At 48.3% G+C, this 26,870-nt stretch carries 25 protein-coding genes and 1 tRNA gene; 15 read left to right on the top strand and 11 right to left on the bottom strand.

Annotated elements, in window-relative coordinates:
• Window positions 1–525 precede the first annotated feature (525 nt).
• The 5 genes from IEY39_RS07535 to IEY39_RS07515 are packed head-to-tail and all read left to right on the top strand — an operon-like array spanning window position 526 to window position 5,812.
• Window positions 526–864: a helix-turn-helix domain-containing protein gene (locus IEY39_RS07535; protein WP_188930047.1), complete on the top strand. Its 339-nt coding sequence runs from the start codon at window positions 526–528 to the stop codon at window positions 862–864.
• On the top strand, window positions 864–1,823 hold the full coding sequence (locus IEY39_RS07530) for a PD-(D/E)XK nuclease family protein (RefSeq protein ID WP_229688813.1): 960 nt from the start codon (window positions 864–866) through the stop codon (window positions 1,821–1,823). Before IEY39_RS07535 ends, IEY39_RS07530 begins: the two co-directional genes overlap by 1 nt.
• 1 nt (window position 1,824) lies before the next feature.
• Window positions 1,825–4,140 (top strand): argonaute/piwi family protein, encoded by a 2,316-nt coding sequence (locus IEY39_RS07525; protein WP_188930043.1) that lies wholly within the window; start codon window positions 1,825–1,827, stop codon window positions 4,138–4,140.
• Window positions 4,141–4,145: 5 nt separating this feature from the next.
• The gene (locus IEY39_RS07520) at window positions 4,146–4,598 is read left to right on the top strand and encodes a hypothetical protein (RefSeq protein ID WP_188930041.1); all 453 of its coding nucleotides are present in this window, start codon (window positions 4,146–4,148) and stop codon (window positions 4,596–4,598) included.
• Window positions 4,598–5,812 carry a hypothetical protein gene (locus tag IEY39_RS07515; protein ID WP_188930039.1) on the top strand — a complete coding sequence of 405 codons (1,215 nt, stop codon included), beginning with the start codon at window positions 4,598–4,600 and terminating at the stop codon, window positions 5,810–5,812. The genes IEY39_RS07520 and IEY39_RS07515 overlap by 1 nt, the downstream gene beginning before the upstream one ends.
• Window positions 5,813–6,161: 349 nt before the next feature.
• On the opposite strand, the gene IEY39_RS07510 is transcribed toward IEY39_RS07515, so the two are convergent.
• The 6 genes from IEY39_RS07510 to IEY39_RS07485 form a co-directional block, all read right to left on the bottom strand.
• Window positions 6,162–6,479: a hypothetical protein gene (locus IEY39_RS07510; RefSeq protein ID WP_188930037.1), complete on the bottom strand. Its 318-nt coding sequence runs from the start codon at window positions 6,477–6,479 to the stop codon at window positions 6,162–6,164.
• Between the two features lie 324 nt (window positions 6,480–6,803).
• Window positions 6,804–7,472, bottom strand: a complete 669-nt coding sequence (locus IEY39_RS07505) for a hypothetical protein (protein ID WP_188930035.1) — start codon at window positions 7,470–7,472, stop codon at window positions 6,804–6,806.
• Between the two features lie 403 nt (window positions 7,473–7,875).
• Window positions 7,876–8,295, bottom strand: a complete 420-nt coding sequence (locus IEY39_RS07500; RefSeq protein ID WP_188930033.1) for a hypothetical protein — start codon at window positions 8,293–8,295, stop codon at window positions 7,876–7,878.
• A gap of 102 nt (window positions 8,296–8,397) precedes the next feature.
• A complete protein-coding gene (locus tag IEY39_RS07495) occupies window positions 8,398–9,651 on the bottom strand; it encodes an HNH endonuclease (RefSeq protein ID WP_188930031.1) in 1,254 nt (417 codons plus the stop codon).
• 358 nt (window positions 9,652–10,009) lie between these two features.
• A tRNA-Arg gene (locus IEY39_RS07490) sits at window positions 10,010–10,083 on the bottom strand.
• A gap of 145 nt (window positions 10,084–10,228) precedes the next feature.
• The gene (locus IEY39_RS07485; protein WP_188930029.1) at window positions 10,229–10,639 is read right to left on the bottom strand and encodes a hypothetical protein; all 411 of its coding nucleotides are present in this window, start codon (window positions 10,637–10,639) and stop codon (window positions 10,229–10,231) included.
• An 813-nt stretch (window positions 10,640–11,452) separates the two neighbouring features.
• Here IEY39_RS07485 and IEY39_RS07480 point away from each other — a divergent pair.
• The 3 genes from IEY39_RS07480 (at window position 11,453) to IEY39_RS07470 (ending at window position 13,090) form a co-directional block, all read left to right on the top strand.
• Complete coding sequence (locus IEY39_RS07480; protein WP_188930027.1) at window positions 11,453–11,770, top strand: nucleotidyltransferase domain-containing protein; 318 nt, start codon at window positions 11,453–11,455, stop codon at window positions 11,768–11,770.
• Window positions 11,767–12,159, top strand: coding sequence for a HEPN domain-containing protein (locus IEY39_RS07475; RefSeq protein ID WP_188930025.1), 393 nt, complete (start codon window positions 11,767–11,769; stop codon window positions 12,157–12,159). Before IEY39_RS07480 ends, IEY39_RS07475 begins: the two co-directional genes overlap by 4 nt.
• Window positions 12,160–12,433: 274 nt before the next feature.
• A complete protein-coding gene (locus tag IEY39_RS07470; RefSeq protein ID WP_188930023.1) occupies window positions 12,434–13,090 on the top strand; it encodes a hypothetical protein in 657 nt (218 codons plus the stop codon).
• Window positions 13,091–13,264: 174 nt separating this feature from the next.
• On the opposite strand, the gene IEY39_RS07465 is transcribed toward IEY39_RS07470, so the two are convergent.
• A complete protein-coding gene (locus IEY39_RS07465; protein WP_188930021.1) occupies window positions 13,265–14,509 on the bottom strand; it encodes a BamA/TamA family outer membrane protein in 1,245 nt (414 codons plus the stop codon).
• A gap of 241 nt (window positions 14,510–14,750) precedes the next feature.
• Between IEY39_RS07465 and IEY39_RS07460 the strand changes: the two genes are divergently transcribed.
• From IEY39_RS07460 to IEY39_RS07450, 3 genes are all read left to right on the top strand, one after another.
• Window positions 14,751–15,188, top strand: a complete 438-nt coding sequence (locus IEY39_RS07460; RefSeq protein WP_188930019.1) for a hypothetical protein — start codon at window positions 14,751–14,753, stop codon at window positions 15,186–15,188.
• Between the two features lie 61 nt (window positions 15,189–15,249).
• Window positions 15,250–16,599 carry a Gfo/Idh/MocA family protein gene (locus IEY39_RS07455; RefSeq protein WP_188930017.1) on the top strand — a complete coding sequence of 450 codons (1,350 nt, stop codon included), beginning with the start codon at window positions 15,250–15,252 and terminating at the stop codon, window positions 16,597–16,599.
• Between the two features lie 293 nt (window positions 16,600–16,892).
• Complete coding sequence (locus IEY39_RS07450; protein WP_188930015.1) at window positions 16,893–17,732, top strand: phosphatase PAP2 family protein; 840 nt, start codon at window positions 16,893–16,895, stop codon at window positions 17,730–17,732.
• 7 nt (window positions 17,733–17,739) lie between these two features.
• On the opposite strand, the gene IEY39_RS07445 is transcribed toward IEY39_RS07450, so the two are convergent.
• From IEY39_RS07445 to IEY39_RS07430, 4 genes are read right to left on the bottom strand one after another with little or no spacing between them, the layout of a single operon-like run.
• A complete protein-coding gene (locus IEY39_RS07445) occupies window positions 17,740–18,495 on the bottom strand; it encodes a ThuA domain-containing protein (RefSeq protein WP_229688812.1) in 756 nt (251 codons plus the stop codon).
• A gap of 10 nt (window positions 18,496–18,505) precedes the next feature.
• Window positions 18,506–18,925, bottom strand: coding sequence for a c-type cytochrome (locus tag IEY39_RS07440; RefSeq protein WP_188930013.1), 420 nt, complete (start codon window positions 18,923–18,925; stop codon window positions 18,506–18,508).
• A 36-nt stretch (window positions 18,926–18,961) separates the two neighbouring features.
• Entirely contained in the window at window positions 18,962–20,017 is a 1,056-nt protein-coding gene (locus tag IEY39_RS07435) for a sugar phosphate isomerase/epimerase family protein (RefSeq protein WP_188930011.1), read from the bottom strand.
• A 10-nt stretch (window positions 20,018–20,027) separates the two neighbouring features.
• Window positions 20,028–21,185 carry a Gfo/Idh/MocA family protein gene (locus tag IEY39_RS07430; protein WP_188930008.1) on the bottom strand — a complete coding sequence of 386 codons (1,158 nt, stop codon included), beginning with the start codon at window positions 21,183–21,185 and terminating at the stop codon, window positions 20,028–20,030.
• 115 nt (window positions 21,186–21,300) lie between these two features.
• On the opposite strand from IEY39_RS07430, the gene IEY39_RS07425 reads away from it, so the two are divergent.
• The 4 genes from IEY39_RS07425 to IEY39_RS07410 are packed head-to-tail and all read left to right on the top strand — an operon-like array spanning window position 21,301 to window position 26,855.
• The gene (locus IEY39_RS07425) at window positions 21,301–22,542 is read left to right on the top strand and encodes an MFS transporter (RefSeq protein WP_188930006.1); all 1,242 of its coding nucleotides are present in this window, start codon (window positions 21,301–21,303) and stop codon (window positions 22,540–22,542) included.
• A gap of 20 nt (window positions 22,543–22,562) precedes the next feature.
• Complete coding sequence (locus tag IEY39_RS07420; RefSeq protein ID WP_188930005.1) at window positions 22,563–23,471, top strand: hydroxypyruvate isomerase family protein; 909 nt, start codon at window positions 22,563–22,565, stop codon at window positions 23,469–23,471.
• A 23-nt stretch (window positions 23,472–23,494) separates the two neighbouring features.
• Window positions 23,495–25,174 (top strand): GMC oxidoreductase, encoded by a 1,680-nt coding sequence (locus IEY39_RS07415; RefSeq protein ID WP_188930003.1) that lies wholly within the window; start codon window positions 23,495–23,497, stop codon window positions 25,172–25,174.
• Window positions 25,175–25,181: 7 nt separating this feature from the next.
• A complete protein-coding gene (locus tag IEY39_RS07410; protein ID WP_188930000.1) occupies window positions 25,182–26,855 on the top strand; it encodes a GMC oxidoreductase in 1,674 nt (557 codons plus the stop codon).
• Window positions 26,856–26,870: the final 15 nt, after the last annotated feature.

The following is a 26,870-nucleotide window of genomic DNA, read 5'->3' as shown; positions in this document are numbered from 1 at the left end:
TTATTAGGCACGATAAGGACCAATGCGATATTGCAAAGATATTCCTCTTTAGAATGAATAGTTCTGTGCAACATGGTCGGTTTATAAAAGGCAGTATCCAGAAAAGGTTTTAGATCCACACCGTAGTTGTACAATGATTCTTTGTCGGGTGTCATTGTGTTCGGAAGCAGAAATAATTTTAATAAAAGGGAGTCGGGCTTAGGGAAAATTGCGAATGAATCTGCACGGAAATTAATTGCTAGTTCTACCGGAGAAGCAGTCTCATTAATTACACGAGTCCAGAATATTCTATATCCAAATCTTTTTCCACTAGGGTGAGTGTATGTTGCACCTTTGAGACCTAAAGGTGGCGAGGCTGAAATCCTTTACGCAGCAGGACCCACATGTAGTGATTCCTGTCGTAATGGGATAAATTTAGATAATACTGAATGTTTTAATTATTTGTATATCAGATGGTTAAAGTATGTTGATAAAAAAGTCAACAAATGTTGAGTATAAACTCAACATTTTGTCTACTTTAGTGCTATGAATGAAACTTTTGGAAAGTTATTAAAGGAAATTAGGCACGAGAAGAACATCAGCCAAAGAGAATTAGCACTGAGCGTCGGTGTGGACTACAGTTACATCAGCAAGATAGAAAACGACCGATTGCCACCCCCGGCAGCGGAAACGATCATCAAGATCGCCGATAGCCTAAAAGTCCCGCCAGAGATTCTTTTGGCGAACTCAGGAAAAGTCAGCAATGACTTAAAGGATGTCATTAGCAATCCCGAAGCCATTCGATTTTTGAACACAGTAAAACAGATGAATCTTTCAAACGCAGAATGGCAATCTTTGCAACAACAACTCAAATCGCTTCGGTAATGCAAACCGACCTATTCGGAAATATAATCCCGATGAATGTTGAACCTGAAACGCAGGGATGGTCGCATTCCCGGGCCAACGCTCTTGAATCCTGTCCGAGAAAATATTTCTATGCTTACTATGGCAGTAAAAAGAGAGCGGCGCGGAACCTGGAGAATAAAACTCACCTTGAGTTCCTGGCCAAGATGGGAAATCGCCCCTTAATCATGGGCACCATCATCCACGAAACGATCGACTATTATTTCCGAAGATATAAGGCCGGATCTAACCACAGTCTTAACCAACTATTGAGCCACGCTTTCACCAAGTTGGAAGATGCTTTTGCATTGACATTGAAAATGCAAGCCGCAATAAAGCCGATTGAACTGAAGCCAGATCAGAAACTATTCAAAGAAGTTTATTATGGCAGAATTGGAAATATTTCTGAGTTCAAAGAAGGCATAAAGCAAAAAATTCAACTTAATCTCACCAACTTTTATACATCAGAAGACTTTGAATTTTTGCGCAGAGGTGGTAAGATGAAAGGGTCTATGCAGGAATCTTGGGTTCGCCTTTCAATTTTAGATTTCGCCAAGGTGGTAGGCAAGCTGGATCTTTGCTTTGAAGATTATGACCAGAATTTCATTGTATCGGATTGGAAAACGGGAAATCTGGAAAACGAGGAAACAAGCCTCCAGCTGATGATTTACGCACTTTGGGCTGTTGAAGCCAGAAAAATTGACAAGTCAAGAGTCAAACTTTACAAGGCGTATCTACAGGAAGGAACCGTAGAGGATCTTGAATTTTCTGATGACCACATTATGCGTGCCAAAATGAAAGTTGTTCAGGACTCCGAGCGAATGAAATACCTTCACAAATATGGTATCGACGGCAACGAGGCGGCTTTTACAAAATTGCCAGTTCGGGGTAAAATTTGCGAACAGTGCCCGTTTGAAGAAGTCTGCTATAAATTGAATTGATATGGGAACATACATGGAGACCGGAATGAAGCTGGTCAAAAACGGTAACAATTTAAGTCTGCGAACAAAACGGATCGTCCTACATGGGGAAACTTTGAAGGATGAAGAAGTACAGCTAATTTGCTCCGAATTCAGCAAGCGGTATAATATCCCCGCTGTCCCCTTTCAAGGGAGCAACAAAAGTGAAATGTTGATCCCCGAAAATGCTCTATTTCCGGACAACACAATTCAAGTTAATGATTGGCTTATATCCCCGAAATTTGAAGGAAGCTATTTCGATCTTAAATTCTCAGGCAATAGTCGTGACAAACAGCTTATCGCGAACTTGTACAAGCGAGCCTTACTATCACATTGCAAAATAAACTGCCGGTCCGACTTCTGGACGCTGGATAGTCCCCGTATTCAATACCAGGCGAAGCCCTTTTTTAAGGATGAGAAACATGGCCTCATTGGATTTCGCCGTTTCGAAATATCCGAGGTCATTTTAGAAGAAGGGCTTGCGTTTTCGGTAGGTGTGACAACTTCCTTTTTCTCATCTCGATCGGCTTTTGATTTTCTCGCTAAAGGGCAAATAGACTTATTCAACAATCTTACCAGTCGGCAGAAAGAACAGAAAGGCACACTCCTTTACAAAGGCCCGAATGGCAGAACGAAATGCTGGTTTGTCAAGTTTTGTCCTGAAAAAACACTCTCGACTACACCTTCCTTTAAGGAAAAGGAGACGTCATATCTCAATTCTTATGACTATTACAAGAAAAAATATCCCCGGTATAACGTATCTCCAGACGACAAGGTTGTAATTGTATCTTTTCCAGGAATGGAAAAGGAAGTTTATGTGGCTGCCAAATATGTGTTTCCACGAATTTTTACAAGCGCCATCCCCCAACACCTTTCACATTTAGACAAAATTAGTGCGGCTGACAAAAAAACCCTTTTAGAGGAATTCTGGCAAAAAATAGGCCCGTCCCCCTTTGGTTCATGCGGGGGGACATTCGAAAAGGCTTTCTTCAGACCTGCTTTAGAAAAAATAGGACACATTAAACTTCCACCGCTGATTTTTGGTCAGAACAAAGTTCTAGAATCGCCCGCCGACTTTACACAATTTGCTTATAGGGAATATTTCCGCAGCAAAAAGCGATTGTTGGATAAATTTGGTTGCTACTATATCCCACCTACCTTGTCCGGATCGAAACTCTATTTTGCATTTCCGAAAACAGTAAGTGAGACTGTCCAACATAAATTCCGTGAAGAAATTGTCCGATATTTTAATAAAATTACCAGAAACGAAGTGGAACTTGATGTGGTGGTGCTTCCCCCTTACGACAAATACCTTCAAGCGACGGTGCAGTTAAAGAAGGATTTCGACACAAGTATGGTAATATTTGTATTTGATGACGAGGACCCGGCTACATATGCGCTCATTGACTTCGAACTTAAGGACTGGGGCATTAAGCGTGCTACAGCTGAACTACTGATTAAAAAATATGAAAGTTTGCAGCGTGCAAGCATGAATCCCAATAGTGATTCATTGAAAAAGGCTATCAAGGATTGGGATGCATATATCGAAATGAACGTTTTGGACATCGTGCAGCAAATGAACTGCGTTCCTTTTATTGTTCCGGCTGACCATTTTACATATAACATCCACGTGGCCCTCGATGTAAGCGAGGACTATTCTCATTTTTGCATATCAACGATGTACTTCAAAGATGGTATGCCGTTTCCTATATTTCCCTGCAATACCTTTAGGAAAACGGATATTAGACTGGAAACAATTAATTCGGAGATCTTGAAAGATGAGCTTGTAAAGTTATTTACGGGGCTCAAAAAGCAGATCGCAAAGCACGGAGTGGGCAAGATACTTTTTTATAGAGACGGGAAGGACTGCAAAGATGAATTTGGCGCGATCAAAGTGGCGATTGAGGAGCTGATAGCCAAAACAATTTTGTCGGATTCCATAGGCTATGACTTTGTTGAACTTCACAAAACGTCTAGAAAAGAAATAAGGTTCTGGGATAACAATGATGACGAGGACGTTTGCAATCCACTAGAGGGGTCCTTCCTTCATCTTCGAAAGGACGTATCTGTGCTCGCAACTACTGGATACGCCACACTAACGCAGGGTATGCCCGACCCCCTGTCTGTAGTAAACAAGTACACCAAAGCAGATATGCAGGACGTTTTGCACGATATAATGTACTCGGCGCAGTTTAATTTTTCTAGCCCTAAGGTGGCTCAAAAGCTGCCGCTGCCGGCTAAGCGCGCAGACGACCAACTAACCCAAAAGCGCGCCCAGGAAATCAAGCGACTAAAATAACGGTTATGGAAAGCAAAGGACTAAATATCACCAGCTTTTACCAGAATCAGACAATTCTCGATGCCATCAATAACCTGTTGCTACACTACAAGTTGAAGGGCAAAGTCAGTGATACCGGAATTAGTCTCGATACTTTGGCCAACGCGAAAGAACTTGTCCTCGCCTTTGGCGATCGGCTCGCGCCCCTTGTACAAAAGGTTGAGCAGCATGACGAAGAGCCGCTCGTTGGCACGGACATAAGGCTTCGCAACTTCGCCAAAAGCTTTGTTGAAGCCAAGGGGAAAAAAGGCCGATATAGCTCTTCACTCTTTGAGTCCAATTTGTCTACATTGCGTAGCCTTTTGCAGGATGGGAGCAAATCAAATCCGGCAGAGATAATTAATGCATTGTCCGAGTTGCGCTTGCTTTTCGAAGAACAGGTGTCCAACGATTCCAAGAGTATAGTGGGGGACATATAATGAAACGAATATTAGAGAGTAACAACAGAGATCTGCAAAGGGAAATCACTGCGCTAAGAAGTATCATCCATGAAAGCAGCTTTCCTGATGAACTGAGACCCTATGTTGCTTGGATCATGAATTTTCTCAGAATTCAGGAAAGCGTAATCGCCGGAAATCTTCGGTATTTAGGCATGAACATAGCGGACATTTGGAGTGAAGTGTTGGAGCGAACGCAATCCGTCACCCGAAACCTCCGAATAATTAGCCATAAGTTCATTACGCCCATCAGTAGATACCATCCTTCTGATTACCTCTGTATTCGTTTGATAAAATGGCTGCATGATCAGCACCCTCAGTCTACAAATATTGCCTTTGCCGTGTCGGATGGAAATTTTTCGATTTACCCGTCGGTAAAGATACCTGTTATTTATTACCTTCCGTCCTCAAGTCGAAAGAGCCTACTGCATCTAGCATTGTTTTTCCACGAATTTGGTCATTTCCTTTTTCAGTATCACAGAGATGAAATGATCGACCTCATCAAGGAATTACAGGACAAGTTGGAGGAACTGTTAGCGCCACCATTTCAGCAGAACGATAGACGTTCTACTGCCGAAAGGCATCGTGTCAAGAAGATCATTGAAACCTGGTTTGACTGGACAGAGGAGTTGTTTTGTGACGCAGTCGGTCTGGTTATCGGTGGAGGAGCCTTTTTAAAGACTTTTTCCCTGTATTTGCGCATGTCCGGCAGAGAAGCCTTCTATCTAACTGAAAACGATTTAGAAAACAGTATGCACCCGGTTTCATTAATCAGAATCAAGTTCTTGGTAGTGCGGGCAAAGCAGCTGGGGCTGACCGACGAAGCGAAACAAATTGAGGCCGAATGGAATCAACTTTCGGCAACAATGAGATTGCAACAAATCTATCACGGATACTACGCAGCCAGCTACGATCCTATTATTACCGATACGTTGGATTGCATGATAGAGGAAGCAAACCCGATTTGCTTTAAGGACCAAAAACCTTTAGATGCCACTGCCGTTAATTTTGTTGATCTGATATCTGAAGCCTGGCATCGGCTGGCAACCAATGAGTCCGAATTCGAGAAATGGCAAGAGGCATTATTTGACCATAATTTCATAGACGATAGCAAAAAGGTGACTGGTATCGATCACCTTAAAGAGCCTGTTGGGACCAAAACTATCCATAATATGCAATCTTCTCACGACAAATAGCGCTCAGATAGCCATTTATATTTCCATTGTATTTTTAAACTTGACCCGCACACTTACATTTGCTGGTTCAATCCTAAAAGGGGCGAGGCAGGACCAAACTACTTCATCAATCTCCGTTTGTTCTGGCGGAGTTCCTGGCAAAATCTTGACAAAACGAGCTCGGTGGATAAAAACTGGATGATTATCTATTGGACTGCCCTCTGTATTCGTGAAGGTTAACCCTCTCGGCGCTTCAACGAACGCACTAGGCTCAGAAACTGAGCATCCCAATTCTTGAGGAACATTCTGAGGAAGTACAAAGCCATTAAGGGGGTCAATTTCGATTTTGTAATTTCGAAGTATCATGTCATTAGATGTTTGTTGCAAAAACCTGCCTGCCCATCCCCTCGTTCATCACTTCGACGAACAACTTCGAAACTGCCCAACCGTTATTTTCAATCACAACCTTGACAGCTTCAGGATTGAGGCCGTGTGAATGCAAAAGGTCTACACCCACACCCGCGACCTCACTACGAAACGTCCCGTTATGCTTATTTAGGAATTCACTCGCGGTGTCGAAGGTTCGCTTATCCTTTGAAACTTCCGCCTTAAAAGATTCCAAATATTTAAACGTCACTGTATTGATTTTGGCTTGGTATTCCACCAAATATTCATTGTCCTTTGTCATATGTCTATTTTGCCTTCTAAAATACTTCTAATTTCAGATTTTCCCAATTGAACTTGCTCCACGCAACCTCAATTGCCGATTCTACCGTAACTATCACTATCTGAATTATTTTGCTTTGTTTTGATTTGAAACGCCACTAGAATTTTCGAGGTCGAAATGTCGCTGCACCTATCACCTCTTGTCCCGACGGGTATTAATGTACACACATTTGGAGATGGTTCGAATCCCTCCCTCAATATTCACCGATAAATACACGATGAAAAAGTTGCGACAACCGACATCTTCCAAAATATCACGGGGGCCTGAGATGGCGGTTCAACTGTCCTATCTAGGCATAAGACAAGATCCCACTGGTTTGGCGCAAGGAGTCAGTCCATTAACACGGCAAACCTTATGTGTTTTGGTGTCTCTATATACCTGCCATCTAGGAACATTTTGGACTCTCCCTGGAAGGATTTCGCAAGCGCAAGTTACCATTTCCGCGGCTTTACAATCTCCAGTTGCTGAATGTAAAGGCTGTATGACCGCGCATGAATTTGAGTCCAATTTATATTTCATGTTTTCAGCCTTAGCAACATATTCAAACATATTCCAAATCGGTATGGGTTTACCCGATGAAGAGTCGTATATAACGAGATTCCCATCAGCATTTATTTGCAGAAAACGATTTTTTGCGATATTGGGTGAAACACTGGTTTGCGAGTTCCAAAGGAATTGTGTTGCGGTGCCAATGACAAGATTGCCATCGCCTTGAAATACGCATCGAGTAGCTCCCTGATTAGCAGTTCTTGTATTAAAAATAGGACATTCCTTTCCCGGCATGTGTTGAACGATCACAAGGTTGCCGTCTCCTTGAAACACCAATGAATAATTACCAACGCGATAATCTACATTGATATAAATTTCTGAACCTATTCTCCATCTATCCTGTTGCGCCATCATGGTGATTGGCAAACAAAATGTCAAACAAAGCAAAAAATAATTCTTTAACATAGGTTAAAAGAATAATAAGTTTTTCGCAAATTCTCGATAGTCAAGTCCCTTTTTCATACTTCTTTTGAAATTTACAAAGAGTTTTATACAAAACTCACAATGAAAACACTAATGTCGTTGATTTAAGCAAAAATGGGTGTTTTAACGGGGGGACAATAGTTGAGAATGAATTACTTGGGTTTAGCAATCGAGTAAGAAGCGACTGACCCTCCGTAAAGGCGTTTACTCGTGTGAAGGCCAGACCCTTCCGGTCTGGCAGTTACAAAATTGACAGCCCGTGAGGATGAAGAGTACCAATATTGATGCCACGAACAGCAAAATCTTTGAGTATAATACTGATAGCTCAACGATAATTTGTTAACTATAACCCCGTTGCCAGACGCAATTTGAATACTGGGAACAGTCAAGAGTCTCCGGTTGCTATATAGGCTGCCTGAACTATTTCAAGATAGTTTGCTTGTGTTATCCCAAATTTTTCAAAATAGGAGAGCGCTATGTTCATTGCTCTTTCTGTTATTGTTCCTTCAGATGACAACATTAGATAGGATTCAACGACAAACCAAGGTTTCACAACATCTGGAATTGTATTTAGCGTATCGAAAAGTAATTCTTCCGCATCTTCCTGCTCATATATTTTCAGCAACCGACTAGATGGATCAAATTTCAAAAACGATGCTGTTCTATTTAACAGTGCAGCAGAATTGGATCCTAGTTCGGCTCCGTCACAAACATCCATAGCGACCCATAAACCTACCCATTTGAGGACCGTGAGTATAGCGGCCTTTTGATCGGGGTTTAGCAGATTGTGTAAGGTCTGTTCCATACAATTTGAATTTATCACGAGTTAATAAGGTTTTGGAACCCTCGGAATAAATGTAAGATAATCGCGTCGTATAATTGCAACTATATTCCTTGAGCTGCCAACCTAATTGGTTTTTTTTGAAACCCGCAGAACGGCAACTTGATCTTTTTTTGGGTTGCCAGAGAAATCTTCAAACGTCCAGCCCTCCGCCTTATTAAAATGCTTAAACGTATTCCAGAAATGATCAAAATCTTCATTTCGCACAAAAGAACGGTCGTCTTTTTCGGTAAATGGAACGATAAAAATGAACCTAAAAGTAGCGAGACTGAAATCACCAATAGCATAAGGTAGAGTCTGGTCATCCTCCAGACGGCCATATAAGGCCATTTCGGGATGCATCTTAAACCCTATGTTGGTGAATAACACTGCTATTTTCGGCAATTTTTCAGTGGTGACATCTCCATTTATCCACTCGATTGTCTTTGAAAAATAGACCAGTCTTTCTTCAGCAACCAGGCTAAGAAAGTACTTGCAAAGCGCCTTGAACATATTTTGGGGAGAGTAGGCCCAGGGGATGTCAAGCGAAAAGGAAGTTTCAGATTCTCCAAATTTGAATTCAAAGCCATCACCAAACGACAGCCTCAATTGATCCGTATTTGTTAGATTGAAGTTTTTCCCAGTCAGTGGCTTTACACCTCCTTTTCCTTTAATTCCATAGAAAGTTCGGATAAACGCGAAGTATGCAGCAATGTCCAGTTCTATACCTTGCCCATACTTGGCATTACAACCGTCACATTCGTCGTGAAGTATCAAATTCTTGTTACCGATAGATTCAGATATAGCATGAGCCCTCGAGTCGAAGGTGGTATCAGGTATTCCTTTTCCGCAAAATCGGCATTTCCTTTTTTCCTTAACCGGTTCGCCTACGAAGTATCGTTCTTTACCAAGGACTCGTAACTGGTATCTTTTCAGCAAATCGCCAAAAAGTTCATCAGTTTCAGCGAAAAGCTGCTGGAACGGTTTCCCCTCTTTTTCCGATCTCAGGTATGTATGCAGGATCATCCGATCGCGTTGCGATAAAGCCAAATTTGGTAAGAAGAGGAAAGGTTCGTTGGCGGTCAGCTTTCGAAGGAATGCTAAAACCCCTTGTAAGTGCGGCCAGCCCTTTGAATATTCATCAATAAAGGCTTGCATCCGAGCATATAACTCAGGGGTATTTTTTTGAAGACCTTTGATGTTTTTCGATATACCGTCGCACCCCTCAAAAACAGGTAAAAATGCCTCGACAAAGGCATCCACTTTTGTTTCAGGTCCCGAAACGCAATAGTTTGCAGATCCCCAGGTTGCTTTAAGTTCAAAAGTAAATTCGAATTCCATGATTTAGTAGATTGCAAAGGTAGACTTTTGGCATGGACACTCTTCGTCCTTCACGGGCGTTTGCCTGTGAACCCGGTTAAGCGCCGGTTACCGACATGAATTTTCTCCGTAAATCGAAGGAGCCAATCGCAGCTTGACAGCCTTTGTTTCCTCGCTCAAGGAATTTTAATTAACTTAGTTAAAGCTAGCTGAATTAACCTTTGCTTTCAGTCGGCTTGCAATTTTCTTGCGAATTTTGGAAATGGGCGAATTGCGGAGAGCGAAAAGATTTCAAAAATCGATTGCTCGATGCCGTTAAAAAGCAAAAGGGGACCATCTCAAAATTGAAACGATCCCTTTTTAACTCTTTGAAAGTCAGTGACTCTGTTAGGATTCAAACCTAAAACCTCTTGATCCGTAGTCAAGTGCTCTATTCAGTTGAGCTACAGAGCCAGGTAAAGAACAAAAGTACGAAAAGAGCTTTAAACCTTTTGATCCGTAGTAATCGTAGCCATTTCCAAGTTCAGTGTGTCCAAATTGAATCCAAACCTGCTAAACAGGTTTTATCGTACCCGGGCCCAGCAGGAATCTGAAACAACTATTCTTTTGAAGCCAAATCCATTCGAATTCCCCTATTTTCGAAGTATTCCGCCATCTCCATTGTGGAGAAGATATCTTCGTGTACCAAGACAGAGAACCTAGCGGTGACGACGGATTTGATCTGTAAAGTACGATCGGCGGCAAATGCTTTAAGCTCCTTCCAACTTTCGCTTTCAAATATGCCATCTGCTGGAGCGACAGTTTCGAATCTCTTGATTATCTCCGCGTTATTTTTTTTTGCCCACTTGTCGATCAAAGCCCTCTGTATGGGTTGGTCGACGAGTTTATGAGCCTGCGAATCGTAGCGTTCAAATGAAATGGCTTTCTTCAATTTTTTTTCATTTAAGGAGCTCAAAGATGTAGAAATATTCACGACAGGCCAAATTGGAAATGCCAGCTTTAAGTTCATAATAAAACCCGAGATCCATGATTGGGCAAACCACAAAGGTAAAAAATTGGGATGGCCGCTCCCGACAATCTTGACCTAGAATCCACCATCTAATCTTAAACATTGCGAAACTGTCGGAGACGACCTAAGAGCCATTTCTTAAATTTCATTACAAAGCTCTTTTTGTTTAAGTCTTAAAAATGCCTAAATTTATAGTAGTTCTTTCCATAGTTTTTCTGTTCGAACGTCCAGTTGCTATGTGACACCAATCGGGAACACAAACCTTTCTCATCTTCTTGAAGAAGGTGTCTGGATCATCTATTCCGAGGACACGCAGCGGTATACCGGGCAGCAGTACCTTTCTACAATCAAAAGAAGGCTATGCTTAATAAGAGCCTTTTAGAATTGTGGGGCTTAATTGACTCACTTTTCTAATAGAGACTTATACTAAAGCAATTCGGATATTGGGGCCTATTGTCCAGGCATTGTCCAGCCCCAAAATTCGGTAATAAATCGGCTGATTTACAGTGGTTTGTCTAGGGTTTATCGAATCCTGTACGACCCACATGGCCGACCAGACGCAAGTCTGGCCGGCTTTTTTGTTTGGTAGCGGCGTGAGCTTGCTCACGAAAGCGGACAAGCAAAAAAGCCGCATCCCGCGATAGCGGGATGGGAGGCCATGGGTAAGGGCCCGAAGTGTAAAGGATCACCGGAGCGAAGCGGAGGTAATCCTGTACGACCCACGAGGCCCCGCAGCGATAGCTGCGGGATTATCAATCTGTTGTTTATCAGTTTCTTGCGTTATTTAAGACAATTGCGTATATTTATACTGATATGGAGGCCATTACATACATATTAGATCGGATCAAAGAATCCGTCAAGGCTTCAGACCCTACTGCCAAATTGGTGTTATACGGGTCTTATGCCCGAGGGGAAAATCGTGAGGACTCGGATGTCGATCTTTTGATCCTGCTGGATGATGATACTATTACCGGGCCGAAGGAAAGAAGTATTACCAATCCTTTATATGATATCGAATTTGAAACCGGAAAGCTTATCAGTCCTTTAGTGCTTTCCAAGAAGGCATGGGAATCCAAACATAAGATCACCCCATTTTATAAAAATATAGCCAGAGAAGGCATTGTCTTATGAATGAGCAGGACAAAGCCGAATTGGTAAATTACCGGATACATAGAGCCAGGGCGACATACGATGAGGTGCAAATCCTTGTTGCAAATAAGCTTTGGAATACGGCGGTTAACCGGCTCTATTATTCCTGCTTTTATGCGGTGATAGCACTGTTAGCTGCGAATAATGTTGAAGTAAATAGTCATTCGGGCGCCAGACAAATGTTTGGTCTGAATTTTATAAGAACAAATATCATCGATCAGGATCTTGGCAGATTTTTTACAAGATTGTTTGATCTTCGGCAGACAGGGGATTATGATGATTTTATCGATTTTAATGAAGAAAAAGTGTTGGAGTTGCTCGGGCCAGCCGAAAAGCTCATATCCAGGATAGAAAATTTGTTGGGTCAATAAACGAAAGAATAGCTACTCTTTCCTGACTTATACGACCTACATGGCCCCGCGGCGCCAGTTGTGGGGCTTTTTTGTGCGGTGGCGGGACGAACTTGTTCGTGGGAGAGCAAGGGGACAACCTGAAGGGGGGAAATATCGTATTGTCTTAAGGATTCTTTAACAATTTTTGGATAAACTCAGGCGTTGACGGGAAGTCACAAGCAGCCGAAATTCACACATTATGGCACGAGGCGCAGCCGACTGCATAACACCGTTTAAAAATAATTTACTCGTTATGAAACGATCGTTGACTTTTATCCTTATTGCAGTTGTGTCCGTACTCGCCGTCGCCTGTCACAAGAATAGCTCGGGCCCCAGTGCGGGGTACGGACCAAATTCCCTTTTTCCACTGACCGCGGGAGATACATGGTATTACACGGATTCCTCCTTTAACGATACTGCTTTTGCCGGGGCCTATAAAGACACGATGGTGGCCACCAAGAACACCTACCAGGACCCGAGCACGGGGACCATCTTCCTTGGGGTGAATAATCCAAATGGTTGGTTTGTAGGAAGTTATATAGCCGTTGATCCTGCCAATACGGCTGTTTACGAAGTGGATAGCCCAGCTTTTTCTCCTTATACCTTTTTTCAGACCGTGAGCCAGGATGGACAGGTGGGCACGGGGAGTGATTATTCCAACCCGACGTGCGTGGTCACATCCGTTCAGTATGGCTATGCCAACCCTGTAAGTGTTTATGGCTACCAGTGCTATAGGAATGCCGAGGTGATCACCGATTGTCATTCTATTACGTTAGAAGAAGTAGACACGTATCTGAGCCCGGGGGTTGGGGTGGTGCGGATAGTGGATTACAAGACGGATACGGTGGGGGGTGCGAATATTTTCTATGAAGATTATTCCCAGACGCTGACGGGAAAGAGCTTGCATTAGCATTGTAACCAGCCGAAAGCGATGACCCGCCGCTCAGCGACGGGTTTTTCGCGTTGTGGGGAGGCCGCGGCGGCGGGCAAAGGACGGAGGGTGCGCGGTGAAGCGGATGGAGGGTGGCGGCGGACAAAGGAATGAGGTTGCGGTGTGCAGTGGGGGATAGGTGGCTTGGGGGCATTAGAATACCTCGCCGAGGTTGGCGAAGATGCCGCGGGAGCCGTTGAGGCCGAAGCCATAGTCCAGGCAAATGTTCGTTTTAGAGAATTTGTTGAGCTTGATGCGGATGCCGGCGCCCCAGCCGGGGTTGATGGTCTCGAAGTGATTGGTGACCGGCTCGCTGAAGGACGCTGCATTGACGAAGACTACCCCACCAAGGAATCCGTTGGAGGTGATGCCAAAACGGTATTCGGATTCGAGGTAGAGCATGTTCCTGCCGCGAAACCTTCCCTGGATGTAGCCACGGCCCGAATTGCTATACGTGTCGCCAGCGGTAGTGGGGAGCATCAGATAGGGTGGCGTGCCGCTCAGGGTAAACCAGTCGAATGTCCAGAAGGCAAGCATGTTATTTGAGCCTGCGGGAAAACGCCGGTATGCGCGCGCATCCAGCTGCAGGCTTTGCCAGTTGGATGCGCTGCCGAGGAAGCGGAAGTTTGGCCGGTAGATGAGGTTGGCATAATAGCCGGGATCGGGGTTAATGGAATTTCGCCGGCCATCATAGAGCACATTGATGGTGGGCCCGGAGGATACGGATGTCTTATTGAAGCCATATTTATCGAGATCGGTGACCACACCGGGTTTGGGGTCTGTTTCGCTTACGTTGTAAAAATAGTCTACGTTATATCCCAGCCCCAGGTAGAAATCCGGGGCGATCGTCTTGAGCAGGGTTGTATAAAAACGGAGGTAAGAGAAGTCGATGGAATTGCTGTTGCTGTCGGTGGTCTTACTGCCGAGCCCATAGGTATCCTGCGGGTATTTCTCATAGCGCCAATCGTTGATGATATTGTACTTGTTACCCTTGCTCCAGATATTACCCTGCAGGGGGACGAGTATTTGGTTCTTCTGCGTATATACCCCATTGAGATAGATGTTGGAAATATTTTCCAGCGGTTCGTTCGAAGTGTAGAAAGCGAGGTTACCGACCAGATCGAGCGCGAAAGACGTTTGCAGCGTATACTCCGCAGAGGGCAGCAAGCCTGCATAAATGTGACCCGGTCGTTTGACCGCTGTGTCGAGACGTGGGGTGGGATGGCGCATGATGATGCTGCGCCCGATGTCGAGGAGGTCGACGGGATCTTTGCCCGTGAACCAATGAACGTGATAAGGAGCCGGGGGAGGAGTATGGGTCGAATCCTGGGAAGAGGCGTCGAGGAAGAGAAGAAGACAGGGGATGAGGATAGAACAGATCGATTTGGGCGCCGGCACTGGTTTTCGATAAAAATAGAAAGGATTAATGACATTAAGATGTTAATAATGCCGATTTTATCTTTTTGTGATAAACATACTAAATAAGGCTTTAATACGTTAGTGACCACAAAGCTAGACCATGCTTAAAAAACTACTCCTACTGACCTCCTGCGCTTTTTTCCTAATTCTTACTGCCTGTCACAAAACCAATAATTCGACTTCCTCTCAAGGGCTGGTCGGGCATTGGGCATTCCTCCATATGTCCGTTCAATCAAGGACTACGACGGACACTCTTGGGATAAGTTCGCTATCCATTGCCAACTATACGACCAAGAGTAGTGCGGGCACGGTGAATTTCACTTCCGACTCCATGATCGTCTCGGGGCTGACCTACACCGTAGATACGACCTTTATGACTTATTTCTATATCGCCGGCTCCCTTTATGACTCTATCAGCTCTCCGCTGACCGCCACTTTACCACCTACTTCGGCTTCGGCAAAGTACCAAATGATCAACAGTGACTCGCTGTACTTCCCCAACGGAGGTATCTTATCGTCGCTGGCGCCTTCTTCCACCGGACAGGGCATTCGTTATACGCTGAAGGGAGATTCGCTCACGCTTTCCGCGGTGGTTGCGCAAACCACGGGTGGAACGACGATCAATGCGAATGAAACCATTTATTTGAAGCGCCAATAGCGCGAGGGGAAGAGAACTTTTTGTAAATTGAGACGGCGTGGCTTAGCTACGCCGCTTCTATATGAAAAGTAACCGTCGCACTTTCCTTCAACAAAGCTCGACCCTGGCGGGTGGGGCTATCCTTCTGCCGGCTTTTGGGGTCCGGCCTTTTTCTTTTTCCAATGTATCGCCATCTGATCAGATAAATGTGGGTGCTATCGGGTTGAACGGCATGGGCTGGGCAGACCTTTCTGCTGCGATGAAGTTGCCGGGTGTCAATGTCGTTGCACTTTGTGATGTCGATCGGAATGTGCTGGATAAGCGCATGAAAGACCTTGCGGATAAGAAGATCGACACGAGCCGGATAAAGACCTATGGCGATTATCGCAAGCTGCTCGAGCAAAAGGATGTCGATGTGGTGATCATCGGTACGCCCGATCACTGGCATGCCCTGATCATGATCGATGCCTGTATGGCGGGCAAGGACGTTTATGTCGAGAAACCGGTGGGTAATTCCATCGGGGAGTGCCGGGCGATGATGGCTGCCCAGAAGAAATATAACCGGGTGGTGCAGAGTGGCCAGTGGCAGCGTAGCCAGCAGCATTTCAAGGATGCCGTCGACTTTGTCCAGTCAGGTCAGTTGGGCAATATCCGGACGGTGAAAGTCTGGTGTTACCAGGGTTGGATGAGACCCGGTGCGGTAGTTGCAGACTCGGCGCCGCCGCCGGGCGTCGACTATAAGATGTGGCTGGGACCCGCCCCCATTCGACCTTTTAATTCCAGCCGGTTCCACTTCAATTTCCGGTGGTTTTGGGATTATGCCGGCGGGCTGATGACGGACTGGGGCGTTCACCTGCTGGATTACGGGTTGCTGGGGATGAAGGCGCAATATCCGAAGTCGATAGCGGCGCTGGGGGGGAATTTCGCCTATCCCGATCTGTATGAAGAGACGCCGGATACCCTGACGGCCTTATATGAGTTTGATGGGTTCAACCTGGTGTGGGATCATGCGATGGGTATCGACAACGGCAGTTATGGCCGCGATCATGGTATTGCCTATATAGGCAATAATGGTACGCTTGTGCTTAATCGGGGAGGCTGGGAGGTGATAGAGGAACGGCAGAGCAAGAACAAAGTCAGCAAACCGTTTGTAAAGGTGTCTGACAACGGGTTGGATAATCATATGGCGAATTTTATCGATGTGGTGAAGAGCCGGAAGATGGAAGACTTGCGTTGTCCGATAGAGGCGGGGGCGCATGTGGCGATCGTTGCGCAGATGGGCAATATCAGCCTGCGCAGCGGGAAGCGGTTATCCTGGGACAAGGTGGCCTTCGGATTTAATGATGGGGATGTAAATGAAAAATACCTGACGAAAGAATACCATAATGGGTATCAGCTGCCGGCGATGTGGACGGCCCGGGCGCCGGGGTGAGGGGGCGGCTGGGATGCGGGGAGGCGCAGGGAAGTCCGAGGGGGGTGAGATGTGGGGGTGGGATGATGGTGGGAAAAGGCCGCGGGGAGGCGATGGAGAGTGCCAATTTCCTGTTAATTTGGCGGTTTTGGTGTCGCAAACACCCCTTATAGCCTGATTTTTTCAAAATTTCTCTTCAAATTTGCTGTCAGCCGCGGACCACGGGTTCGCGGGCCGAAGGCCAATTATTAGCCATGCACCGGGGAGGGGTTAATTTTTGGGAATAAGCCATCCCCGGTGCTTTACTTTTAACTATGAAGAGACTCGCAACCGTAGTAATATGCCTGGGCTGGATATGTCAAATGGGAAAGGCGCAGGGTATCAGGACCAGTGGATATGGCGATACGATCAGGGAGGTTAGTTTCAGGCCGGTTTGGGGATCGACGCCTGATACGGTGCCGCACATTGACTGGCATAAGGGGCTTACCTACAAACAGCCATTTCCCTATCAATCCTTTATTCTGCCTGCGGCGATGATCGCTTATGGGGCTACTGCCGTTCATAACGGAACCCTGCAGAAGGTCAACGCGGATGTGAAGGAGCAGATATGGCAGGATAATCCGCACAGCCTTTTTCACCTCGACAATTATCTGCAATTCGCGCCGACCCTGTCGGTGTATGCGCTCAACGCCGCCGGTATCCATGGAGCGCATAATTTCAAGGACAGAACGATCATCCTCGTGATGGCCAATATCATTGCCAATGGGTCGGTCTTCACGGTGAAGAGCTGGTCGCACGAGCAGAGGCCCAACGGTTCGGATTATCTCTCTTTTCCCTCAGGGCATACGGCAGAGGCTTTCGTGGGTGCGGAGTTCATGCGGATGGAGTACAAGGATGTCTCCCCATGGTATGGTGTTGCGGGGTATGCGATGGCGACCGCAACGGGCCTGCTGCGGGTGTACAACGATGCGCACTGGTTTAGTGATGTAGTCGCCGGCGCGGGGTTTGGGATTGCGTCTACGCGGCTGGCTTATTGGTTGTATCCGAAGGTGCAGCATCTTTTTGGTAAGAACACGAACCCAGAGACAGTGAATGTGGTGATGCCGACCTATAACAGCGGGACGTTCGGGCTCTCGTATGTGAAAGTGTTTTAAAGCTGGATTATTTTTTTCCCATAGCATATTGAATCCCGGCGAGCAGGTGGTGCAGGAACAGCGGGTCGGCCCAGGTTGCGTCGGTGTGGCCCAGGGCAGTGTAGAAGGATCTGCCGCCTTCGAAGTCATGGTACCAGGCCATGGGATGATTGTCGCCGTTGGCTCCGCCGGTGTACGACGTTTCATCCACCTTTATCAGCACCTTGATATCGGGTGCGTAGTACTTGTAATTATACAATTCGTCGAAGTGTGTCCACGGATCGGGCAGGCCCTGGGTGGCGGGGTTGTTCTTATCGACGATGATGAATTTTGCTTCCTGTTGTTTTGGGTGTGATTTGAAGTAGCCGCCTACGAGGTCGCCGTACCACTGCCAGTTGTATTCGCAGTCTGCGGCGGCGTGGATGCCGACGAAGCCGCCACCGCGATGGATGTAGTCCTTGAGCGCCTCTTCTTCTTTCGGGCCGAAGACCTTGCCAGTGGGGCTGAGGAAGATGAGGGCCGAATATTTTTTCAGGATCTTTTTACGGAACCAGGTGGAATCCGCGGTGGTGTCTACTGCGAAGCCGTTGGCTTCGCCTAATTTTCTGATGGCTGCGATGCCGGTGGTGATGCTGGCGTGGTGGTAGCCATTTGTTTTACAAAAGATCAGCACCGTCGGTTTTGTAAATTTTTCGGGCCAGGAGTGGTTGGTGAAGCTCATCGTGGCGAGACAGAAGATAAGGCAAAGGATGATGCCCCGGCCGGCGAGTGCTGATCTTTTCATATCGGGTTGATTATTGTTTTAAAGACAGGACGTAGGTGACCATGGTCTTGACGTCATCTGGTTTCAGGGCCGGATGTGGGGTCATGGGAACGGTGCCCCAGATGCCGCTGCCGCCGCTGATGACTTTCTTTACGAGACGATCGACCGTCGTGTCTGCTGCGTTTGTGTATTTAGCGGCGACTTCGTCATATGCGGGGCCGATTGTGGAGCCGCCTTGCGCTTTGTGAAGCCGGTGGCAGGTAGTGCAATCACTGGCGCCAATGAGATCGAGGGCCTTGTCAGCGGTGGGGTTGACGGTGGCGGGGTTAGCGGGCGCCGTCGTGGTGGTGGAGGCAGAATCTTTGTTCTCAGGTGCTTTTTTGTCGCCGGAACCGCCGCAGGCGGCGATGAGCATGGCGCAGGAGAGTGCGGCTACTAGCTGTTTGGTCATATGTCTTTATTCTTTGGTGCGTGAAGTTATGCAGAGTTATTTCAATCCGAGCACGGTGCGGTTAAATTTTTCGTCGCTGCCTGTCCCGGCGAAGTCGTCGAAGGCTTTTTCCGTCACGCGGATGATATGGTTCTTTATGAAGGGCGCCCCTTCTTTGGCTCCGTCCTCGGGGTGTTTGAGGGCGCATTCCCATTCGAGTACGGCCCAGCCTTTATAGTTGTACTGTGTCAGCTTACTGAAGATGCCTTTGAAGTCGACCTGGCCGTCGCCGAGGGAGCGGAAGCGGCCGGGGCGTTCGACCCATCCCTGATAGCCGCCATATACGCCGGACTTGCCGGTGGGGTTGAATTCGGCGTCTTTTACATGGAACATGCGGATGCGTTCGTGATAATAATCGATATATTCCAGGTAGTTGAGGCATTGCAGCACAAAGTGCGAGGGGTCGTAGAGCAGGCAGGCCCGCGGGTGGTTGTGGGTATGCTCCAGGAAGCGTTCGTAGGTGATGCCGTCATGGAGGTCTTCGCCGGGGTGGATCTCATAACACAGATCGACGCCGGCTCCGTCGAATGCGTTGAGGATAGGCAGCCAGCGGGCGGCGAGTTCTTTGAAACCTGTTTCTACCAGGCCGGCGGGACGCTGGGGCCAGGGATAGACAGTGGGCCAGAGCAGGGCGCCGCTGAAGGTGGCGTGTGCGTTGAGTCCGAGGTTGAAGGAGGCTTTTGCTGCGTATTTTAGTTGTTGCACTGCCCATTCCTGGCGGGCTTTGGGATTGCCGTGTACTGCTGCCGGTGCGAACCCGTCGAAGAGGGCATCATATGCGGGATGTACGGCTACCAGTTGACCTTGCAGATGGGTGGAGAGTTCGGTGATCTGCAGGCCGGCGTTTTGGACGATGCCTTTTATCTCGTCGGCGTAGGTTTTGCTTTCGGCGGCTTTTTGGAGATCGATGAGGCGGCTGTCCCAGGAGGGGATCTGGACGCCGATGTAGCCGAGGCCGGCGGCCCATTTGCAGATGGAAGCGAGGGAATTGAATGGTGGCTTATCATCCATGAATTGGGCGAGGAAGATGGCTGGTCCTTTTATTGTCTGCATATGGTGAGTTTTAGATGGTGAAAGTGGTCCATTTCTCCTTGCTTTCGTTGCTGCGGATGAGGTTGTCGATAAAGGCCATGCCGCGGATGCCATCTTCGACAGAGGGGAAGTCGAGGGCTTCTTTTGGCGGGGTGGTACCGTCGATGCGGGCCATAAGTGTTATGGCGAAGTTGCGGTAGAGGTTGGCAAAGGCTTCCAGGTAACCTTCCGGGTGGCCGCCAGGGGTGCGGGTGTTATGTTTGGCGACCGCAGACAGATAACCCATCCCGGCGCGGTAGACCTGGGTGGGTTGATCAAGCCATTTTACCAAGAGCGTATTGGGTTCCTGCTGTGCCCATTCTATGCCGCCGAGTTCGCCATAGATGCGGATCTTCAGGGGATTCTCTTCACCGGCGGCAACCTGTGAGGCGAAGAGGACACCGGTGGCGCCGTTGTCAAAGCGAAGGAGCACGTTGCCGTCGTCGTCGAGGGCGCGGCCGGGGACCATGATGCTGAGATCGGCACAGAGCTGCGATATCTTCAGACCGCTGATGTATTCGGCGAGGTGTGCCGCGTGTGTTCCAATGTCGCCCATGGCGCCGCTTTTGCCTGAGCGTTTCGGGTCGGTGCGCCATTCGGCCTGTTTGCTACCGTCTTTTTCGGAAAGGCGGCTGAGCCAGCCCTGGGGATATTCGACATAGACTTTTCTGATCTTGCCGAACGTGCCATCTTTTATCATTTGGCGGGCCTGTTTGACGAGCGGATAGCCGGAATAGGTATGGGTGAGACAAAGCAGGAGGCCGGTGTCTTCTACTTTCTTTTGTAGTTGTTTGGCCTCGTCGAGAGAGAACGTCATTGGTTTGTCGAGGACGACGTGGAAACCTTTTTCCAATGCGAGCATCGCGGGGGCGAAGTGCAGGTGGTTCGGAGTGACGATGACGACGAAGTCCATCTTTTTGTCTGCGGGAAGGCGGCTCTCCTTGTCGAGCATTTCTTCATAGGAAAGATAGATGCGGTCGTCCGGCAGGAAGAGGGCTTTGCCGGATTCGCGTGCATTGTCGGGGGTGCTGCTAAAGGCTCCGCAAACCAATTCGATGAGTCCGTCCATGTTGGCAGCAATGCGATGAACGGCGCCGATGAAGGCGTTCTTGCCACCGCCGATCATCCCCATTCGTAATTTTCTATTCATATAAGATGATTGTAAGATATATTTAAGATCGATTGCAATTTTATGCTATTTCGTTCATTTTTTAACGAAATTCCGCTACATTGTGTCCGGTTGACATGTAAAACCCGCACTTGCCATGAGTAACAACACTACGATTCACTCCAACAAGCTTTTTCTCGCCAGTCGCATCGCCCTAATTTTTACTGCTATGACCTTTGCCTTCCGGGCTTCCCTGGAGGGACCGTGGGGCAGTGAATTTCATTTGGACGAGGTGCAGATCGGCTGGATCTTCAGTCCGGCTTTTTGGGGTTTCACGTTGGCGATGGTCTTTGGCGGTCCGTTGTGTGATGTGCTGGGGATGAAGAGACTCCTGGGGCTGGCTTTTGTCGGCCATATCGCCGGGGTGGTGGTGTACCTGACGGCAAAGGATGCGACGATGTTGTTTATCGGCACGCTGTGTATCGGGATCGGCAACGGAATGGTGGAAGCGGCCTGTAATCCGCTGGTGGTGACCCTTTACCCCAACAATAAGACAACGATGCTGAACCGGTTTCATGTGTGGTTTCCCGGCGGGATCGTGATCGGCGGCCTTATCGCTTACCTGATGATGAATAAGCTGCATCTGGGATGGCATGCGTTGATCGCGGTGTTGTTCATTCCGGCCATTATCTATGGATTGTTGTTCTTGCGGCTGGATTTTCCCAAAACAGAGCGGGTGACATCGGGCGTGAGTACGAAGGCAATGTTCCTGGCTTGTCTGACCCCCTTGTTCCTTATCATGCTGGCGAGCATGTTCCTTACCGCGGCCACAGAATTGGGCACGAACCAGTGGCTGCCGGGCTTGCTACAGGGTGCGGGTGTCGAGGGGATCCTCGTGTTGGTATTCATCAACGGGGTGATGGCCTTGGGGCGGAGCTTTGCGGGACCGGTGGTGCACCGGCTCAACCCGAACGGGATGCTGATCTGCTCTGCCATATTAGCGGCGATAGGGCTTATCCTGCTGAGCAGGGCCAGCGGCTATGCGGCATTTGGTGCGGCGCTTGTATTTGCGATGGGGGTCTGCTTTTTCTGGCCTACGATGCTGGGCTTTGTTTCGGAATACCTGCCGAAGACTGGTGCGCTGGGCCTTTCGCTGATGGGTGGGGCGGGGATGTTCTCCACCGCGCTGATCCTTCCGGTGATGGGTGGTTGGTATAAGAATTTCAAGGCTGCTGCCGTTGCTTCCGGGGCCGGGTCGTCGGCGGATGCCATTGCGGGTTCGAATACGTTTATGAAAGTGGCGATCATGCCGGCGATTTTGATCGTGGTGTTTGCGTTGATCTATGTAGTCCGGCGTAAAACGTATGTTGCTCATAAACAGCAGGCGCAGGCCGTATAATGCATCAAAAGAACTATATTATGTCTAAACCATCCTCAAGACGTACCGCTATCAAAAATATCGTTGCAGGTACGGCAGCAATCGGCGCGGCGGGAATGTTATCTTCACTGGAGGCTTCAGCCGGGAAGCTGGAAAAAAGCAAAAAAAATAATAATAAGGTGAAACTAAAAGGAACGATCAATCATTCCGTATGCCGCTGGTGTTACAGTGACATCTCATTGGATGATCTTTGTATAGCCGTCAAGAACATCGGATTCGGCGCCATTGACCTGGTAGGCCCCAAGGACTTTCCTGTCCTGCAGAAACATGGCATTTATTCTTCCATGTGCAATGGTGCGGAGCTTGGCCTTACGAAGGGCTGGAACCATACGGAATATCATCCCGCGCTGATAAAGAATTACACGGAACATATCGACCTGGTGGCGAAGGGGGGGTATAAGAACCTGATCTGCTTTAGCGGCAACCGCGAGGGGATGGATGATGAAACGGGCCTGAAGAATTGTGTGACCGGTCTGAAGCAAATAATCGGGCAGGCCGAAAAGCAAGGGGTGATCATCCATATGGAATTGCTGAACAGCAAGATCAATCACAAGGATCAGATGTGTGACAATACCAAGTGGGGTATCGAACTGGTGAAGCGGATGGGGTCGGAGAATTTCAAATTGTTATATGATATTTATCATATGCAAATCGACGAAGGCGACGTGATCCGGACGATAACGGACAACCATCAATATTTCGGACATTATCATACCGGCGGGGTCCCGGGCCGCAATGAGATAGATGAGACCCAGGAGCTGTTTTACCCGGCGATCATGCGGGGTATTGCCGCGACGGGCTACAAGGGGTATGTGGCGCAGGAGTTCATCCCTTCCCGTCCGGACAAACTCAAATCCCTCGAGCAAGGGGTGCACATCTGTGATATTTAACTAAAAAAAATAAGGCAACGATTATGGCTGACAACACTTACGATGCGATTGTCATCGGGTCGGGCATCAGCGGGGGCTGGGCCGCCAAGGAGCTAACGGAAAAAGGTTTGAAAACGATAATGCTGGAGAGAGGGCAAAACATCGAGCATATCAAGGATTATGTGAGTGCGAATAAAGAAGCCTGGGATTTTCCGCATCGCGGGAAGGCCACCGAGCAGATGAAGAAAGATTATCCAGTGTTGCAGCGGGACTACCCCCTGAATGAATGGAACCTGGATTGGTGGTGCAAGGATAGTGAGAGCCCTTATACCGAGACGAAGCGTTTCGACTGGTTCCGCGGTTATCATGTGGGTGGCCGGTCGCTGATGTGGGGGCGTCAGAGCTACCGGTGGAGTGATTTTGATTTCGAGGCCAATGCCCGGGAGGGGATCTCTATCGACTGGCCCGTGCGCTATAAGGATATCGAGTCGTGGTACACCTATGTTGAGAAGTTTGCCGGCATCAGCGGCTCGAAAGAAAATATCGCGCATCTGCCCGACAGCTATTTTCTGCCGCCCTATGATATGACCTGTGTGGAGAAGGACGTTTCTGCGCGGTTGAAGGAGCATTATAAGGGCTTGCGGCATATGATCATTGGCCGGGTGGCTAATATTACCGTTCCGCATGAGGGAAGGGTTGGCTGCCAGTTCCGCAACAAATGCTGGCTGGGTTGTCCCTTTGGCGGCTATTTCAGCACGCAGTCGTCCACGCTGCCGGCGGCGATGAAGACGGGTAACCTTACGGTGCGGCCCTGGTCGATCGTCACCAAGATATTGTATGACAAGGATACGAAGAAGGCTACGGGGGTAGAGGTGCTGGATGGAGAGACGCTTAAGACCTACGAGTACAAGGCAAAGATCATTTTCCTGAATGCTTCTTCGTTGAATAGTGCGTGGGTGCTGATGAACTCCGCGACCGATGTGTGGCCTGACGGGTTGGGCAGCAGCAGCGGGGAATTGGGGCATAACGTAATGGACCATCACCTTGGAGTGGGCGCCAGCGGCATTGTGGAAGGATACGAGGACAAATATTATTATGGCCGCCGGGCGAATGGCATTTATATTCCGCGGTTCCGCAATATCAACGGCGACAAGCGCGAATACCTGCGTGGCTTTGGTTACCAGGGTGGCGGTGGCCGGGAAGGCTATGATCATGAGATTGCCGAATACAGCATCGGAAAGGAATACAAGCAGGCGTTGACGGAGCCCGGGCCCTGGAAAATGAATATCGGCGGATTCGGGGAGACGTTGCCCTATCATGACAACAAGGTGACGATCGACAAGACGAAGAAGGACAAGTGGGGGTTGAATGTGCTGGCTATCGACGCCGAGCTGAAGGATAATGAATTGAAGATGCGCAAGGATATGGAGGCCGATGCGGTGGAGATGCTGGAGGCTTGTGGTGTGAAGGATGTGAAGAGCCGGAGTGACAATCCTTACCTGGGCCGGGGGATCCATGAGATGGGTACGGCGCGGATGGGCAAGAGTCCCAAGACCTCGGTGTTGAATTCCTGGAACCAGGTGTGGGATGCGAAGAATGTATTTGTGACGGATGGTTCTTTTATGACCTCAGCCAATTGTGTGAATCCTTCCTTGACTTATATGGCTTTTACGGCGCGCGCGGCGGACCATGCGGTGAGCGAGCTGAAGAAGGGGAACATCTAATTATTCTATGAATACTTATGACGCAATAGTTATCGGCAGTGGGATCAGCGGGGGCTGGGCGGCGAAAGAGCTTACGGAAAAGGGGCTCACGACCCTTATGCTGGAACGCGGACCTTATTACGAGCATATCAAGGATTACAAAACTGCGAATTTGGATCCATGGGATTTTGTCCATCGGGGTAAGGTGACGCAGCAGGAGAAGAAAGACCGGCCCTATATCGCCCGAACGTGGGGCGCCACGGAGGCCGTGATCGATTCCTGGACGAAGGATGTGGATTGCCCGTATACAGAGGTGAAGCCTTTCAACTGGTGGCGGAGCTACCGGCTTGGGGGGCGGTCGATCTTGTGGGGGAGGCAGAGCTATCGCTGGAGCGATCATGATTTCGAGGCCAATGCAAAAGACGGGTGGGCTATCGATTGGCCTATCCGTTATAAGGATATCGAACCCTGGTATGACCATGTAGAGCGGTTTGCGGGGGTCTGCGGAAGCAAGGAAGGGCTGGCTCAGCTGCCGGACGGACAATTCCTGCCGCCGATGGAGATGAATTGTGTGGAGAAGGATGTGGCGGCGCGGATCAAGGAGCATTACAAGGGGCGGCGGAATATGATCATTGGCCGGTGCGCCAATCTTACGGCGCCTATCCCGGGCAGGACGCAGTGTCAATTCCGTAATCGTTGTTGGGAAGGCTGTCCGTTCGGGGGTTACTTTAGTACCCAGTCCTCAACGCTTCCTGCAGCGCTGGCTACGGGGAAACTGACAGTGCGGCCTTATAGCATTGTAATGCGGTTACTTTATGATAAGGATAAGAAGCGGGCCACGGGGGTAGAGGTGCTGGATGCCGAGACCAATAAGACGTATACTTTTTATTCGAAGATCGTTTTTGTCAATGCGAGCGCGTTGAACAGCGCCTGGATACTGATGAATTCCGCTACGGATGTCTGGCCCGGCGGGCTTGGCAGCAGCAGCGGGGAGCTGGGTCATAACATCATGGATCATCATTACAATCTTGGCGCCGCGGGTGTGATGGAAGGATATGAGGACAAGTATGTCTATGGTCGCCGGGCGAATGGCATTTATATCGTTCGGTTTGCGAACCTTTTTGGGGACAAGCGCGACTATCTGCGTGGTTTTGGCTACCAGGGCAGTGCGAGCCGGGAAGGCTGGCAACGGGATGTAGCGGAGATGAGTGTTGGTGTCGGACTGAAGGAGTCATTGTCGGAGCCGGGGCAGTGGACGATGGGGATCACGGGTTTTGGCGAACTGCTGCCTTATCATGATAACAAGATCACGCTTGACAAGGAGAAGAAGGACAAGTGGGGTTTGCCGGTGCTCTCGATGGATGCGGAGATAAAGAACAATGAAAAGAAGATGCGGAAGGATATGGTAGCGGAGGGCGTGGCGATGCTCGAGGCGGCGGGGATAAAAAAAGTTCACTCCTGGGATAACGGGCATCCTGTGGGGGATGGCATTCATGAGATGGGATCGGCGAGGATGGGGCGGGACCCTAAGACATCGGTGTTGAATAAACATAACCAGGTGTGGGATGCGCTGAATGTATTTGTGACGGACGGGGCCTGCATGACTTCGGCGGCTTGTCAAAACCCTTCTCTTACCTATATGGCTCTTACGGCGAGGGCGGCTGATTTTGCCGTGACTGAATTGAAAAAAGGGAATATTTAATTAAATTACATTATT

Origin of the sequence: Puia dinghuensis (genome assembly GCF_014642875.1) — a bacterium.
Lineage (GTDB): Bacteria > Bacteroidota > Bacteroidia > Chitinophagales > Chitinophagaceae > Puia > Puia dinghuensis.
Note: the sequence above shows the minus strand (reverse complement) of the source record. Positions and strands in the feature narration are given on the sequence as shown.